Annotated in this window: 15 protein-coding genes and 1 pseudogene; 4 read left to right on the top strand and 12 right to left on the bottom strand. The window is 63.3% G+C overall.

Annotation, left to right across the window (positions count from 1 at the left end):
- The 10 genes from kdpC to ubiE all read right to left on the bottom strand — a co-directional run.
- On the bottom strand, positions 1–527 hold a 527-nt coding region (gene kdpC / locus AC1DUU_RS08700; protein ID WP_476783020.1), incomplete at its 3' end, for a potassium-transporting ATPase subunit KdpC.
- Positions 528–539: 12 nt separating this feature from the next.
- Positions 540–2,612, bottom strand: coding sequence for a potassium-transporting ATPase subunit KdpB (gene kdpB / locus AC1DUU_RS08695; RefSeq protein ID WP_476783019.1), 2,073 nt, complete (start codon positions 2,610–2,612; stop codon positions 540–542).
- A 37-nt stretch (positions 2,613–2,649) separates the two neighbouring features.
- Positions 2,650–4,353: a potassium-transporting ATPase subunit KdpA gene (gene kdpA / locus AC1DUU_RS08690; protein WP_476783018.1), complete on the bottom strand. Its 1,704-nt coding sequence runs from the start codon at positions 4,351–4,353 to the stop codon at positions 2,650–2,652.
- Positions 4,354–4,384: 31 nt separating this feature from the next.
- Positions 4,385–4,474 carry a K(+)-transporting ATPase subunit F gene (gene kdpF, locus AC1DUU_RS08685; RefSeq protein WP_067954606.1) on the bottom strand — a complete coding sequence of 30 codons (90 nt, stop codon included), beginning with the start codon at positions 4,472–4,474 and terminating at the stop codon, positions 4,385–4,387.
- A 368-nt stretch (positions 4,475–4,842) separates the two neighbouring features.
- Positions 4,843–5,448 (bottom strand): glutathione transferase GstA, encoded by a 606-nt coding sequence (gene gstA, locus AC1DUU_RS08680; RefSeq protein ID WP_476783017.1) that lies wholly within the window; start codon positions 5,446–5,448, stop codon positions 4,843–4,845.
- Between the two features lie 119 nt (positions 5,449–5,567).
- Positions 5,568–6,785 carry a bifunctional phosphopantothenoylcysteine decarboxylase/phosphopantothenate--cysteine ligase CoaBC gene (coaBC, locus tag AC1DUU_RS08675; protein WP_476783016.1) on the bottom strand — a complete coding sequence of 406 codons (1,218 nt, stop codon included), beginning with the start codon at positions 6,783–6,785 and terminating at the stop codon, positions 5,568–5,570.
- Between the two features lie 18 nt (positions 6,786–6,803).
- A complete protein-coding gene (locus AC1DUU_RS08670) occupies positions 6,804–7,205 on the bottom strand; it encodes a type II toxin-antitoxin system VapC family toxin (protein ID WP_476783021.1) in 402 nt (133 codons plus the stop codon).
- Positions 7,205–7,480: a FitA-like ribbon-helix-helix domain-containing protein gene (locus AC1DUU_RS08665; RefSeq protein WP_476783015.1), complete on the bottom strand. Its 276-nt coding sequence runs from the start codon at positions 7,478–7,480 to the stop codon at positions 7,205–7,207. The genes AC1DUU_RS08670 and AC1DUU_RS08665 overlap by 1 nt, the downstream gene beginning before the upstream one ends.
- A 68-nt stretch (positions 7,481–7,548) precedes the next feature.
- On the bottom strand, positions 7,549–9,123 hold the full coding sequence (gene ubiB / locus AC1DUU_RS08660) for a 2-polyprenylphenol 6-hydroxylase (RefSeq protein ID WP_476783014.1): 1,575 nt from the start codon (positions 9,121–9,123) through the stop codon (positions 7,549–7,551).
- A 13-nt stretch (positions 9,124–9,136) separates the two neighbouring features.
- Positions 9,137–9,913 carry a bifunctional demethylmenaquinone methyltransferase/2-methoxy-6-polyprenyl-1,4-benzoquinol methylase UbiE gene (gene ubiE / locus AC1DUU_RS08655; protein WP_476783013.1) on the bottom strand — a complete coding sequence of 259 codons (777 nt, stop codon included), beginning with the start codon at positions 9,911–9,913 and terminating at the stop codon, positions 9,137–9,139.
- 110 nt (positions 9,914–10,023) lie between these two features.
- Between ubiE and AC1DUU_RS08650 the strand changes: the two genes are divergently transcribed.
- The 3 genes from AC1DUU_RS08650 to AC1DUU_RS08640 all read left to right on the top strand — a co-directional run bounded on the left by AC1DUU_RS08650 (position 10,024) and on the right by AC1DUU_RS08640 (position 12,476).
- Complete coding sequence (locus AC1DUU_RS08650; protein WP_476783012.1) at positions 10,024–10,998, top strand: adenosine deaminase; 975 nt, start codon at positions 10,024–10,026, stop codon at positions 10,996–10,998.
- 102 nt (positions 10,999–11,100) lie between these two features.
- Positions 11,101–11,727, top strand: coding sequence for a uracil phosphoribosyltransferase (upp, locus tag AC1DUU_RS08645; RefSeq protein ID WP_476783011.1), 627 nt, complete (start codon positions 11,101–11,103; stop codon positions 11,725–11,727).
- Between the two features lie 203 nt (positions 11,728–11,930).
- Entirely contained in the window at positions 11,931–12,476 is a 546-nt protein-coding gene (locus AC1DUU_RS08640; RefSeq protein WP_476783010.1) for a TIGR02281 family clan AA aspartic protease, read from the top strand.
- 3 nt (positions 12,477–12,479) lie between these two features.
- Here AC1DUU_RS08640 and AC1DUU_RS08635 read toward each other — a convergent pair whose 3' ends face one another.
- The gene (locus AC1DUU_RS08635) at positions 12,480–13,442 is read right to left on the bottom strand and encodes an AraC family transcriptional regulator (RefSeq protein ID WP_476783009.1); all 963 of its coding nucleotides are present in this window, start codon (positions 13,440–13,442) and stop codon (positions 12,480–12,482) included.
- 71 nt (positions 13,443–13,513) lie between these two features.
- Between AC1DUU_RS08635 and AC1DUU_RS08630 the strand changes: the two genes are divergently transcribed.
- Positions 13,514–14,728 carry an MFS transporter gene (locus AC1DUU_RS08630; RefSeq protein ID WP_476783008.1) on the top strand — a complete coding sequence of 405 codons (1,215 nt, stop codon included), beginning with the start codon at positions 13,514–13,516 and terminating at the stop codon, positions 14,726–14,728.
- A 31-nt stretch (positions 14,729–14,759) separates the two neighbouring features.
- Here the strand turns inward: AC1DUU_RS08630 and AC1DUU_RS08625 are convergent.
- Positions 14,760–15,368: pseudogene (locus tag AC1DUU_RS08625) on the bottom strand (thymidine phosphorylase); the annotation flags it as partial.

Raw genomic sequence — 15,368 nt, 5'->3', positions numbered from 1 at the left:
ACATTGACCACCGGTTCGCCCATGACGCCGAGTTCGCGAGCCTCGACATACTGGTCGACGAGGCTGCGGATGACGGCTTCGCTGGCACCGCGCGCCTTGGCCACGCGCGCCACCTGGAAGTAGGCGGCCTCGGGCGACAGGTGCGGATCAAGGCCGCTGCCCGAGGCGGTGACCAGCTCCATCGGCACCGGCGCGCCTGGATCGGTCTGCTTGAGCGTGTCGGCCTCGGTCTTGATGCGTTCGATCAGCTTGGCGCTGGTCGGGCCGAGATTGGAGCCGCTGGAGCCGGCGGCATTGTAGCCATCGCCGGCGGCCGAGGGGCGGCCATGAAAGTAGCGCTCGCCGGTAAAGGCCTGGCCGATCAATTCGGAGCCGATGACCTTGCCATCCTTGACGATCAGGCTGCCATTGGCCTGGTGCGGAAACAGCGCTTGCGCGATGCCGGTCATGCCCAGGGGATAGATGAGGCCGGTGATGACGGTGAGTGCCATGATCATGACAAGTGCAGGTCTGAGTTGCTTCAACATGGTGAAGGTCCTTTACACGAGGCCGATGGCGTTGATCGCCATGTCGATGGCCTTGATGCCGACGAAGGGCACGATGATGCCGCCGAGCCCGTAGACGAGCAGGTTGCGGCGAAGCAGCGAGCCAGCACCGATCGGCCGGTACTTGACGCCTTTCAGCGACAGCGGGATGAGGGCGACGATGATCAGCGCGTTGAAGATGATCGCCGACAGGATGGCGCTCTGCGGGGTCTCAAGACCCATGATGTTGAGCGCGCCAAGCTGCGGATAGAAGGCCAGGAACATCGCCGGGATGATGGCGAAATACTTGGCGATGTCATTGGCGATCGAAAACGTGGTGAGCGCGCCACGCGTCATCAGCAACTGCTTGCCGATCTCAACGATCTCGATGAGCTTGGTCGGATCGCTGTCGAGGTCGACCATGTTGCCGGCCTCACGCGCAGCCACCGTGCCGGTGTTCATGGCGACGCCGACGTCCGCCTGGGCGAGTGCCGGGGCATCGTTGGTGCCGTCGCCGCACATGGCGACCAGCTTGCCCTTGGCCTGTTCCTCGCGGATCAGGCTGAGCTTGTTCTCCGGCGTGGCCTGGGCGAGGAAATCGTCGACGCCGGCTTCGGCGGCGATGGCGGCTGCGGTCATCGGGTTGTCGCCCGTGATCATGACGGTGCGGATGCCCATGCGGCGCAGCTCGGTGAAGCGCTCCTTGATGCCGCCCTTGACGATGTCCTTGAGGTAGATGACGCCGAGCAGGCGAGCATCGCGAACAACCGCAAGCGGAGTGCCGCCGAGCTTGGCGATCTCGTCTGATATCGCCTGGATGCCACGCACGGCTTCGGTATCGACACGCCTGCCCGAAGCCGAAGTGGCGCAGGATCTGACGTAGTCGAGCACCGAATCCACAGCGCCCTTGCGGATGGAGGAGCCGTCGAAATCGACGCCGCTCATCCGGCTCTGGGCGGTGAAGGGCACGAAATGGGCGTGCAGCGAGCCCATGTCGCGGGCACGGATGCCATAACGCTCCTTGGCGAGCACGACAATCGAACGGCCTTCGGGGGTTTCGTYGGCGAGCGAGGCGAGCTGGGCGGCGTCGGCGAGTTCCTGCTCGGTGACGCCTTTGACCGGACGGAACTCGGTGGCCTGGCGGTTGCCGAGCGTGATGGTGCCGGTCTTGTCGAGCAAAAGCGTGTCGACGTCGCCGGCGGCCTCGACAGCGCGGCCCGACATGGCAAGCACATYGAAGCGCACGAGACGGTCCATGCCGGCGATGCCGATGGCCGAAAGCAGCGCGCCGATGGTGGTCGGGATCAGCGTGACGAACAGGGCGACCAGCATGATGACGGGGATGTAGCCGCCGGCATAGGTGGCGAAGCTCGGGATGGTGGCCACGGCAAGCACGAAGATCAGCGTCATGCCGGCAAGCAKGATGTTGAGCGCGATTTCGTTCGGCGTCTTCTGGCGCTCGGCACCCTCGACCAGCGAAATCATGCGGTCGAGGAACGTCGAGCCGGCGGCAGCGGTAATGCGCACGCGGATCCAGTCGGACAGCACCTGGGTACCGCCTGTCACAGCCGAGCGGTCGCCACCGGACTCACGGATGACCGGAGCCGACTCGCCAGTTATGGCGGCCTCGTTGACCGAAGCGACACCTTCGATGACTTCGCCATCGGATGGGATGATGTCGCCGGCCTCGACGAGCACGACCTGGCCGACCTTGAGGCCATTGCCGGGCACCATCTTGTAGGCGGTGCGGCTTTCGCCTTCGAGCAGCTTGGCCTGGGTTTCGGTACGCGCCTTGCGCAGCGAGTCGGCCTGGGCCTTGCCACGGCCTTCGGCCACGGCCTCGGCGAAGTTGGCAAACAGCACGGTGAACCACAGCCACAGGATGATCTGGAACGAGAAGCCAAGGCCGCCCGCACCAGTGACCAGATCCTTGACGAATAGCACGGTGGTCAGTGCCGAGACGACGGCAACGACGAACATGACAGGGTTCTTGGCCAGGCTGCGCGGGTCGAGCTTCTTGAACGCATCGCCTATGGCGGGGAGGAGGATACGAGCGTCGAGCAGGCTCGCAGATTTGTGGGTGCTCATGTGAGAGACTCCAGTTCTTTTGTTTTGCGGCGCTGCATCAGAAGGTCTGGCCAACGATCATGGCGAGGTGCTCGACGATCGGTCCGACGGCGAGTGCCGGGAAGAAGGTCAGGCCACCGACGATGACCACGACACCGGCAAGCAGGCCGACGAACAGCGGAGAGTCGGTCGGGAAGGTGCCCACGGAGGCTGGAACCGTCTTCTTCGTCACCAGCGAACCGGCGATGGCGAGTGCCGGAATGATGACCAGGAAGCGACCCATCAACATGGCGATGCCGATGGTGATGTTGTACCAGGGCGTGTTGCCCGTCAGGCCGCCGAAGGCCGAGCCGTTGTTGGCCGTCGCCGAGGTGTAGGCATAGAGGATCTCGGAGAAGCCGTGCGGGCCAGGCGTTCCGACCGACGCGACAGCACTCGGTATCAGCACGGCGATCGCAGTGAAACCGAGCATGGAGAGCGGCAGGCACAATATGGCGAGCATGGCCATCTTGACCTCCTTGGCCTCGATCTTCTTGCCGAGATATTCTGGCGTGCGGCCAACCATCAGGCCAGCAACGAAGATGGCAATGATGACGAACATCAAGATGCCGTAGAAACCAGCGCCAACGCCACCGACGATGACTTCGCCAAGCTCCATGTTGATGAGCGGGATGAGCCCGCCCAGCGCGGTGAAGGAGCCGTGCATGGCATTGACCGCGCCACAGGAGGCAGCGGTGGTGACGACAGCGAAAAGTGCCGACAATACGATGCCGAAGCGCGCTTCCTTGCCTTCCATGTTACCGCCATCGATGCCGAGCGCATGGACCAGCGGATTGCCGGCGGCTTCCGCCCAGTAGGTGATTGCGACGYCGGCGACAAACAGGATGCCCATGGTGGCGAAGATCGCCCAGCCCTGGCGCTGGTTGCCGACCATGCGGCCGAAGACGTTGGTGAAGGCAGAACCGATGGCGAAGATCGAGACCATCTGGAGGAAGTTGGAGATGGCGTCAGGGTTTTCGAACGGATGCGCGGAGTTGGCATTGAAGAAGCCGCCGCCATTGGTGCCGAGCATCTTGATCGCCAGCTGCGAGGCAACCGGACCGACAGCGATGGTCTGCTGGGCGCCTTCGACTGTGGTGGCCGCGACATAGGAGCCTATGGTCTGCGGCACGCCAAGCCAGACATAGGCAAGCGTGAGCACGATGCACAGCGGCAGCAGCACGTAGAGCGTGGAACGGGTCAGATCGACCCAGAAATTGCCGATCGACTTGCCCGAAGCGCGGGCAAAGCCGCGGATCAGCGCCATGCCGACGGCGATGCCGGTGGCGGCGGAAACGAAGTTCTGCACCGTCAGGCCGGCCATCTGCACGAGATAGGACATGGTGCTTTCGCCGCCATAGTTCTGCCAGTTGGTGTTGGTGACAAAGCTGACGGCGGTGTTGAAGGAGAGCTCGGGCGGCACCGCACCCATGGCGGCGGGGTTGAAGGGCAGCGAGCCCTGGAACCGCTGCAGCATGTAAAGCAACAGGAAGCCGGCGATATTGAACGACAGCATGGCCGCGGCATAGCCGGTCCAGTGCTGGTCCTCGCGCTCGCTGGTGCCGGCCAGCCGGTAGAGCACGCGCTCGATGGGGCCGAGGACGGGCGAGAGAAGTGTGCGCTCGCCACTGAAAACGCGCGTCATGTAGCCGCCGAGCGGCTTCACGAGCAGAATGATGATCCCGCAGAATACCAGGATCTGTATCCAGCCATTAATGGTCATTTGAGAAACTTTCCGTGCGAGCGCTGGACGGTCAGAACCGTTCGGGGCGGATGAGCGCGTAGGTCAGGTAGGCAAGCAGGAACACGGTCACTGCGCCGCCGAGGATGTATTCGAGCAACATGTTGGCGTTCCTTCAGAGGATGTCGCAGGCTTTGACGTAGGCAAAACACAAGGCGAAGAAGACGACGCCTATGGCGAGAACGAAGATGTCCATCTTCGAAGGCTCCTGTTCCGTTGAGACCGTGCACCGAGGGCGCAAGGACCATGGCCACGCGCCAAACGACGGCGTCAGGCATGCTGACGACGTTGGCCGGGCTCTGGATTTCAGGAGGGAATATGGCGCCGAACCGCATTAAGGTTCGAGAGAGCGGGGCTGGCAAAGAAATAGGAATTGCATAAAGAAAACGGCCCTCAGGCGGGTGCCTGAGAGCCGTCATGTCGTCAAATTGGTAGCTGCCGGTTCAGTAGCGGCGGCTGTTCAAGCCGGGTTTAGGCAAGGCCTTCGGCGCGCAGGGCCTTCTGCACGGCTGGACGGGCGGCTACGGTGCCGAGATAGCGCTGGATGTTGTCGAAGGACGACAGGTCGATGCCGACATGCTTGGCCCAGCCGAGAACCGTCCAGAGATAGGCGTCGGCCGCGGTGAAGGCGTCGCCCATCAGATAGGAACGGCCGTCGAGCTTGCCGTCGACATAGGCGAGGCGCCTGGCGAGGAGCTCGCGGTTGATCTCCTTGGTGGCCTCGGGCGTGTTGGGCTTGAAGAAGGCGCCAAAGACCTTGTGCAGCTCGGTGGCAACGAAGGCCAGCCACTGCTGGACGCGGTAGCGTGCCATGTCACCGGCCTTGGGCATCAGGCCGCTCTCCGGCTTCTGGTCTGCGAGGTACTGGACCAGGACCGAGGCTTCGGTCATCAACTCGCCATCGCCGAGCACCAGCGCCGGTACATAGCCATTGGGATTGGTGGCGAGGAAATCCTGCTGGGCTTCGGTGGTCTTGGTCTTGCCGTCGACCTTGACCAGATCGAGGTCGATGCCAACTTCATTGGCAACGATGTGGGGAGCCAGCGAGCAGGCGCCGGGCATGTAGAAAAGCTTCATGTCGTGGGAGACTCCGAATGTTGATGCCTCCCTCTCGCACGCGCGGGCAATGCCTCCAAGCACCCAATCGGTGAACACTATGTTACCGGTGTCGGATGCGGCTTTGGAACGGCGGCGACTCACACTGTGATTGTCTTGAGGCGCTGGGCGATCAGGCTTGCCAGCCTGCCTGCGACCTCTTCTTTGGAAAGGTCCGGCCACTCGTCGACACCGCTTTTGCTGACGATGCGGACGCGATTGCGGTCGCCGCCCATGACACCGCCCTCATGGCTGACGTCATTGGCGACGATGAAATCTGCACCCTTCCTGGCAAGTTTTGCCTGGGCGTTCTTGAGCACGTCCTGGGTCTCGGCAGCGAAGCCGACGACGAGATAGGGGCGCTGCTTGTGATGCCCGACGCCAGCCAGAATATCGGGGTTTTCGACCATCTTCAGGCTCGGGGCGCCCTCGCCCGCCACCTTCTTGATCTTCTCGCCTGCGGCATTGTCGGTGCGCCAATCGGCGACGGCCGCCACAAAGACAGCGGCGTCGGCGGGCAGAAGCTGCTCGACCGCATCGCGCATCTCACGCGCGCTCTCGACATGGACCGTCTTCACGCCCGCCGGGTCGGCAATGGTGACCGGACCGGAGACGAGGCGGACATCGGCGCCCAGCCTGGCCAGGGCTGCGGCGATGGCATGGCCCTGCTTGCCCGACGACCGGTTGGCGATGTAGCGCACCGGGTCGATTGGCTCATGCGTCGGGCCGGAGGTGACGATAATCATCTTGCCTGACAGCGGCTTGGGTTTGGAATCGAGCAGCGCTTCGATGGCAGCGACAATCTCCAGAGGTTCCGCCATGCGGCCTTCGCCGGCCTCACCGCTTTCGGCCATCTCGCCGCTCTTGGGGCCGACGAAATGGATGCCGTCCTTCTCAAGCGTCGCGCGGTTGCGGCGCGTCGCCGGGTGCGACCACATCTTGGGGTTCATGGCGGGCGCCAGCAGCACTTTCTTGTCGGTGGCGAGCAGAACCGTCGAGGCAAGGTCGTTGGCGTGGCCATTGGCGAGCTTGGCCATCAGGTCTGCGGTAGCAGGTGCCACAACCAGAAGATCGGCCTCGCGCGACAGCCTGATGTGGCCGATATCGTGCTCGTCCTGGCGGTCGAAGAGATCGGAGAATACATGGTCGGCGGTCAGGGCGCCGACCGACAGCGGGGTGACAAACTCCTGCGCGGCCGACGTCATGACCGCACGGACCGAAGCGCCGCGCTCGCGCAGGCGCCGGATCAGGTCGAGCGACTTGTAGGCCGCGATGCCGCCGCCGATGATGAGCAGGATGCGCTTGCCGTTGAGGATCATGCCTGGTCCGCCGTCTCGTCAGGCCGGCTTCAGCGCCGGCTGGATGTCGGTATGGATGAAATCGTCGCCCTTGAAAAGCAGCGGCAGGTTTCGAGTTTTGGCAAGGGCATAGGCGAAGCAGTCGCCGAAATTCAGCTTCGCGGCGTGTCCGGAACCCCTGCTGAACTTCACCCGCGCCGCTATGGCGGCATCAAGCTCCTGCTCGCCAAATGGAACGAGCGTTATCAAGGTGTCGGAAACCACCCCTTGTAGAAACGCAAGTCCTTTCGTCGGCGCAACTCCGGCCAGAACGAAAGCGCATTCGATATAGGTCGGGACTGACATCAACTTGCCCGGCGTTTCTTCCAGCATTCTGCTGAATGCCAGCGCCTCAGGCTCACGCCGCGCGATTGCCACGATGGCCGATGTGTCGATGACCATCATAGCCCGTCGTACTCACCGCTGAGCGCATCGCTCAGTTCCTTCTGCGAGTAGTACTTGTAGCGGCTGTCTGTCGGCTCGTCGGCTTCGAGTTCGGCAGCTCGGCGCATGATCTCTTCGGCGCTGATGCGCGAGGCTGGGGCATGCTGGTCAGCCACCTCGTCCGACAAAAGCTGCCTAAGGGTTTCCTCGAGCGAATTGCCATTCTGCGCTGCCTTCACGCGCAGCGCTTGCTTGACGTCCTCGGGAACATTCCTGATGGTGAGTGTGGCCATGGCAGCCTCCATGCAGTCATTGACTGCAATGTAGTCATTGACTGCACTTGCGTCAAATAGCGGTCCGTTCAGACAATCTGCCAGGCGAGGAACACAAGCGTGGCCGCAATGACCCAGAGCGCGATGCGGCCGGAGCGGTTGTAGCGCGCCTCGGCCTTGCCGATCGCCTTGGCGGTCTCGGGATCGAAACGCAGGCCGTTCTCGGCCATGGCGTCGATCTGGCGCGACAGGCGCTCGGTACGGGCGGCAAGATCGGGCGCCTGGCGGACAAGCGACATCAATGCGCCGAGACCATCGCGCGCGTCGATAAGCAGGCCCTGTGGGCCGAGATTGCCTGCTATCCAATGACCGACAACCGGCTCGGCGGTCTTCCACATGTTGAAAGTGGGATCGAGCGTGCGGGCGACACCTTCGACCACGACCATGGTCTTTTGCAGCAGCACCAGTTCGGGCCGCGTCTGCATATCGAACAGCTCGGTGACCTCGAACAGCAGCGTCAGAAGCTTGGCCATCGAGATGGTTTCCGCCGGCTGGCCGTGGATCGGCTCGCCGATGGCGCGGATCGCCTGGGCGAAGGCCGCGACATTGTGATGGCGCGGCACATAGCCGGCTTCGAAATGCACTTCGGCGACACGCATGTAGTTGCGGGTGATGAAGCCGTAGAGGATCTCGGCGAGGAAACGCTGCTCCTTCTTGCCGAGGCGGCCGGAAATGCCGAGGTCGACGGCAACGATGTCGCCCTTGGCATCGACGAACATGTTGCCGGGGTGCATGTCGGCATGGAAGAAGCCGTCGCGCAGCGTATGGCGCAGGAACGACTGGACCAGCGTCGCGGCGATCGCCTTGAGATCGTAGCCGCCGTCGCGAAGCCCTTCGATATCGTTGAGCTTGACGCCGTCGATCCACTCCATGGTGAGCACGTCGCGGCCGGTGCGTTCCCAGTCGACTGCCGGCACACGGAACCCAGGATCGTCCTTGGTGTTTTCGCCAAGCTCGGAATAGGCGGCCGCCTCGAGACGGAAATCCATCTCGATCTTAGTGGTCTGGGCCATCGTCTCGGTGATCTCGACCGGGCGCAGCCGGCGGCTCGACGGGACGAAGCGCTCCTGCAGCCGGGCGGCGAGGAAATAGCTTTCGAGATCCTGGAAAAAGCGGCGGCGCACGCCAGGGCGGATGACCTTGACGGCGACCTTGCGCGGGCCATTTGGCGTGGCGACCTCGGCCGGATGGACCTGGGCGATGGAGGCCGCCGCCACCGGCTCGCCGATACTGACATAGAGATCGGAAACCTTGCGGCCAAGCGAGCCTTCGATGGCTGTGACGGCTTCCGACATCGGGAAGGTCGCCATGCTGTCTTGAAGCAGTGCGAGGTCGAGCGCGATGTCGTCGCCGACGACGTCGGGACGTGTCGCCAGGAACTGGCCGAGCTTGACGTAGGACGGCCCAAGCCGGGCAACCGCATTGGCCAGGCGGTCGCTGCGCACGCTTTTCCGGGCGCGACGGCGGGTGAACAGCTTGGCGACGCGCCAGCCGAACTTAGGCAGGCCGGTGAGCTGGTCGCCCGGCAAAGCCGCGACCACGCCCTCACGCACCAAGACCCAGCCCGCGCGCGCGAGCCGGAAAGACGCCCCGAGACTGCTCATCGCGCGCCGTCTCTCAAAGCTTCCAGCCCGAATGAAGCGCTGCAATGCCGCCGGTGTAGTTGCGGAAGGTGACGCGATCGAAGCCGGCGCGCGTGATCATCGCGGCGAAGTTCTGCTGGTTGGGAAACTTGCGGATCGATTCGACGAGATAGGCATAGGGTTCGCCGTCGCCGGTGACGGCCTGGCCGATGCGCGGAATGGCGTTGAACGACCAGGCTTCGTAGACCTTGTCGAGCAGCGGCATGTCGACTTCGGAGAACTCGAGGACCAGCAGGCGCCCGCCCGGCTTCAACACGCGGTACGCTTCCGACAGCGCGACATCGATGCGCGGCACGTTGCGGATGCCGAAGGCGATCGTATAGGCATCGAAGGTCTCATCGGCGAAGGGCAGTTCCTCGGCGTTGGCTTCGACAAAATCGGTCTTGTCGGCAAGGCCGCGCTTTTCGGCCCGCTCGCGGCCGACGCCGAGCATCGAGCCGTTGATGTCGAGCACGGTGGCGTGCGCGTTGCCATGCGAGGCATCGATGATGCGGAAGGCAACGTCGCCGGTGCCACCGGCAACATCAAGCACTTTCCAACCCGGACGCTTCGGCGGATTGAGCCAAGCGACCATGGCATCTTTCCACACCCGGTGCAGCCCGCCCGACATCAAGTCGTTCATCATGTCGTAGCGGTTGGCGACCTTGTGGAAGACCTCGTTGACGAGGCCCTGCTTGTCGCCTGCGCCGACATTTCGGAAACCGTATGAAGTTTCCATGCCGCCGACAGCTGTCGTCCGTTGTTCTGACATTTTCTTGTCCAATCAAATCCGGCGGGACCATAGCCGATCACACCAGCGGGCGCTATTGTTTGAGGCGCGGTTTTCGGCCGCGCCCGCGCCGACACGACGAGGAACAGAGAATGCCTTTGAAAGCCGAGCTGCACTGCCACATAGAAGGTGCGGCTGCACCCGAACTCGTCATCCGCCAGGCCCAAAAATACAACAAGGACGTTTCGCCCTTCATCAGGGACGGCTCCTTCGTGTGGAACGATTTTACCTCGTTCCTTGCCGCCTATGACTTTGCCGCCGACCTTTTCCGCACTGAAGAGGACTATGCCAAGCTGTCCGAACACTATCTGACAAGCCTTGCGCGCGACGGCGCGATCTATTCGGAGGTGTTCACCTCGCCCGACCACGCCAAAAAGGCCGGCCTGTCGCCCATGGCCTACACCAATGCGCTGGGCGAAGGCATGGCGCGGGCCAAGGCCAAGACCGGCATCGAGGGCCGCATGATCGTGACCGGCGTACGCCATGTCGGCGTCGAATCGATCGAGGCTGCCGCCCGCTTCGCCGCCAAATGCAACCATCCGCTGGTGACCGGCTTCGGTGTTGCCGGCGACGAGCGCATGGGCGAATTCGAAGATTATGTGCGCGCCTTCGAGATCGCGCGCGAAGCCGGCCTCGGCATCACCATTCATGCCGGCGAGCTGATGGGCTGGGAGAGCGTTGCAGCAGCACTCGACCACATCCGCCCTTCGCGTATAGGCCATGGCGTGCGCGCCATCGAAAACCCTGACCTGGTCAAGCGCATCGCCGACGAAGGCGTGGTGCTCGAAATCTGCCCGGGCTCGAACATCGCGCTCAAGGTGTTCGACAGCTTTGGCGACCACCCCTTCCCCAAGCTGCGCGATGCCGGCTGCAAGGTGACGCTCAACTCCGATGATCCGCCCTATTTCTGGACGACGCTGAAGCGCGAATACGACATCGCGGCCGAGCATTTCGGCATGGACGACAAGGCGCTTTCGGCGACCACGAAGACGGCGATCGAGGCTGCCTTTGTCGACAAGAAGACCAAAGCAGCCCTTCTTGCCCGGCTCGACGGCCAAAAACGCTGAATTTCGGCCGACAAAACTGTGGTTCAAGGCGGCAAGTCATTGGTTGGCGGCGGGCCAGCCGATAGAATGCCGCCAATTATCCGAGTTCTAGGAGCGTAAGCCATGACCGTGACCGTCGTCGACCATCCGCTTGTCCAGCACAAGCTGACCATCATGCGCGACAAGGAAACCTCGACGGCTGGCTTCCGGCGCCTGCTACGCGAGATCTCGCTGCTRCTCGGCTACGAGGTGACGCGCGACCTCGAACTGACCACCAAGATGATCGAAACGCCGATCGAAACGATGGAAGCGCCGACGCTCGAAGGCAAGAAGCTGGTGTTCGCCTCAGTGCTACGCGCCGGCAACGGCCTGCTCGAAGGCCTGCTTGATTTGGTGCCGGCCGCGCGCGTCGCCCATGTCGGGCTCTACCGCGACCACGAGACGCTGCAGGCGGTCGAATATTTCTTCAAGGCGCCGAGCGACCTCGGCGACCGGCTGGTGATCGTCGTCGACCCGATGCTGGCGACCGCCAATTCGGCGATCGCGGCTATCGACATGCTGAAGGGCCGCGGCGCCACCAATTTGCGCTTCCTGTGCCTTTTGGCTTCGCCCGAAGGCATCGAACGCTTCACCAAGGCGCATCCCGATGTTCCGGTGTTCACCGCCTCGATCGACCGCGAGCTCAACGAAAAGGGCTACATCATCCCCGGCCTCGGCGATGCCGGCGACCGCATGTACGGCACCAAATAGGCACTACAGCGCCGCGCGTCCTATTGGACGCGCAAAGGACGCTGTAGCACGTTGAATCTGTGCATGATCCTTTCCGAAAATCGATGCCGATTTCGGGGTCATGCACTCACCAGCCATTTACCGCCTTTGACGATGGGGCCGCGCCGTTAAAGGCGCGATCACCATCGGCTGCCTAGGGTGACGCCTGAATTCGAGGCGTCACCATGTTGCGTAAGATCATCATATTCGGCCTTTGCGCCAGTGCGTCGGCATCGCTGCCGTCGCTGTACGAAAAACACGGTGGCGCCGTGCAGGCGCTGCTGGGGACGAGCTTGGAAAGTGATCCAGCCGCGTCGCTTCAGGTCATCGAGGCGAGCGCAGCCACGGTATCGACGGCGGGCCGGCGCGTTACGATCGACGCCGATATGCGCGGCCATTTCAGCGCGAGCTTCAAGGTCAATGGGCGCGCGGTCGACGCCATGGTCGACACCGGCGCCACCTTGGTTGCAATCAACATGTCGACGGCGCGGCTGGCCGGGGTCAAGGTTTCGGCCACCGACTTCACCCAGAAGGTCAATACCGCCAATGGCACAGCCCGCGCGGCACTCGCCCGCATCGACAGGCTGCAGATCGGCCGGATCAGCGTCGACGACGTGCCGGTGGTCGTGCTCGAAGACAAGGCGCTCGACGGCACACTGATCGGCATGAGTTTCCTGTCCCGGCTGAAGAAATACCAGGTCGAAAACGGCGCCCTGCTTCTGGTGCAGTAGAGCTCAGGTGCCGGTCGTCTGGTCCACTGTCCTGAAATGACCGGGCGGTTGGCCGATGACGCGTTTGAAGGCACGGCTGAAAGCGGCTTCCGAATCGTAGCCCAGCCGCGAGGCAACGACTGAAATCCTCAAGCGATCACGGACAAGCCACTGTCGCGCCTGGTGCATCCTGACCTGTGTGACATATCTCGCCGGCGTTTCGCCGACAACGGAAGCAAAGCGCTCGGCGAAGCCCGAGCGGGAGACGCCCATCATCCGCGCCAGAGCCTCCACCGACCAGTCTCGGCTCGGTTCGAGGTGGATCGCGGCCAGGACCTTGCCGACCTTGGGATCCCTGACGGCGGCAATCCAGCCGCTCGAATTGCCACAGCCACGCTCGACCCATGAGCGAATGATGATGGCGGCGAGCACGTCGGCAAGACGGGCGACGATGCCGCCGGAGCCGACGCGCTCGAGCTTGACCTCGCGCGCCATGGTTTCAAGCAGATGCGTGATGCCTGGGTCATGGGTCTCGAGCTCGGTGGTGCGCATGACGTCGGGCATCATGCCGAGCAGCGGGTGGAGACCATCAAGGTTGAAATACATACTGCCGCAGAAGAGCAAAGTGCCCGGCTGGCAGCCCTCGGTCGACAGGCAAAAGACGTTCTTGCAGATCTCGTGGATCTCGTAGCCGTTGATCGGCGACGATCTGGCTCCCGGTTCGCTCGCAAGCGCATGGGCAACGCCGCGCGGCAGGAGCACGGCGTCGCCGCATTTGAGTTCCACCCATTCGCCCGACGGCTGCTGGAGCCAGCAGGCCTTCTGGCTGACGAAGTAGAAACGCGCCGTGGCCTGGGCCGGGAATTCGATGTTCCACGGCTCTTTCAGTTCCCAGCGACCGTATTCGACGCCGTCGAGGCGCAAGCCGCGCAGGATGTTGGTCAGCGGATCACCGGCAATTGGAAATTTGGACGAATGATCATTCATGGCGGGGTTTCTAGCATGGAAACTCCAGACGGTCACTCCCACCTTGCACTGCATTCAATCGGAGACTGACCATGATCGAACCTGCGACAGCCGTAATGGACGGCGTTTCGCTCGCCCCCTCGACACCCCAGGAACGATCCGACCCGGCATGGGGGGCAGTCGTCTCCCTTGCGCTCGGCGTGTTCGGACTGGTCACGGCGGAATTTCTGCCGGCAAGCCTGCTGACCCCGCTGGCGCAGGATCTCCGCATAAGCGAAGGCACCGCCGGGCAGGCGGTGACGGCGACGGCAATCGTTGCCGCGATCGCCGCGCCCACCATGGCGATCGCCACCAAACGTATCGACCGCCGGCACGTCATGGTGGGCCTGACGCTCTTGCTGATTGCCTCAAGCATACTTGCCGCCGTTGCCTGGTCCCTGCCCTCGCTCTTGTTTGCGCGCGTCGTGTTGGGCATAGCGCTCGGCGGCTTCTGGTCCATGTCGGCAGCCATCGCTATGCGGCTCGTGCCGAGCGATGTCTTCCCGCGCGCCATGTCCATCATCCTGACCGGCGTATCCGTCGCCACCGTCTGCGCGGCCCCTGTCGGGGCTTATGTCGGCGATGTCTGGGGCTGGCGCACCGCCTTCATGCTTGCGGCCGCGGTCGGCGTCGTGACGCTGATCGTCCAGGTTGCGACCCTTCCCAAGCTACCGCCCGTGGGCGTGGCCAGCTTCCGCGCCCTGCTGGACGTCTCGAAGAACCCGATGATCAAGGTCGGACTGCTGGTGATCCTTCTGACCGCTTCCGGGCACTTTGCCGGCTTCACCTATTTCCGCGCCTTCCTGGAACAGGTGCCGGCATTCGGTATCGAGTCCATCTCGCTGGTGCTGCTCGCCTTTGGCATCGGCGGTTTCTTCGGTAATTTTGCCGGCGGCTTCATGGCCGAACGCAGCCTCAAGGCGGCCGTGACGCTCGCTCCCTTGTTGATCGCGATCGCCGCGCTTGCGCTTTTGTTGGACGGCTCATCGCCTACAGTCTCGACAATCGCGGTCGCAGTCTGGGGCTTTGCCTTCGGCGCGGTGCCGGTCGGCGTACAGACATGGATGGTGCGTGCCGCGCCGGAGCAGGCGGAAAGTGCCGGCGGCCTGATGGTCGCTACATTCCAGGTGGCGATTGCAATGGGTGCCGTGTTCGGCGGTCTTTTGGTCGACAATTCAGGCGTTGCCAGCGCCTTTGTCTATAGCGGTGTGGCGACGTTGCTCGCAGCGCTTGCGGTCTTCTGCCTCGCTCCTAAGCGCACGGCATAGTTTGCTTCATTGAAGCCTCACCGCGCGGCTTCTAAGCGCGCGGTGAAATCCGCCTGACAATGGCCTTGGCGGCGACCAGCTTTGCATCGTCTATGCTGTAGGCAGCACGTACCACTGCTGCGGCGGCCTCCGCGTCGAAAGCGTTGCGGGCATGGACAAGTGCTAGCGGTTCACCCGCCCGCGCCTCCGCGCCAACAGGCAAGAGCCTGGTGATGCCGACGGCATGGTCGACCTTGTCTTCCGGCCGCTTGCGTCCGCCGCCAAGGGCGACGACCGCAAGGCCGATATCGCGTGTGGAAATGCCTGARACAAAGCCGCTGAGGGGCGCTTTCACCAACAATTCGACATCCGCCCGGGGCAGATATTTTTCCGATCTAGACACAAAGTCCTTCGGGCCACCAAGCACGGCGACCATGCGGCCGAAGATTTCGGCGGCGCGGCCATCGTCCAGTGCCGCGCGTGCAAGCCGCGATGCCTGCTGGTTCGATGCTGCAATGCCGGCAGAGACCAGCATCTCGGCGGCGAGCGCCAGCGTGACCTGCTCGAGGCGCGGATCGCGGAAACGGCCGGTGAGGAARTCAACCGCGCTGGCGACCTCGACAGAGTTGCCGGCGGCGGATGCCAGCGGCTCGTTCATGCC

The organism is Aminobacter sp. P4_H6_2, from assembly GCF_056400805.1.
This window is presented reverse-complemented; position numbering and strand designations above follow the sequence as displayed.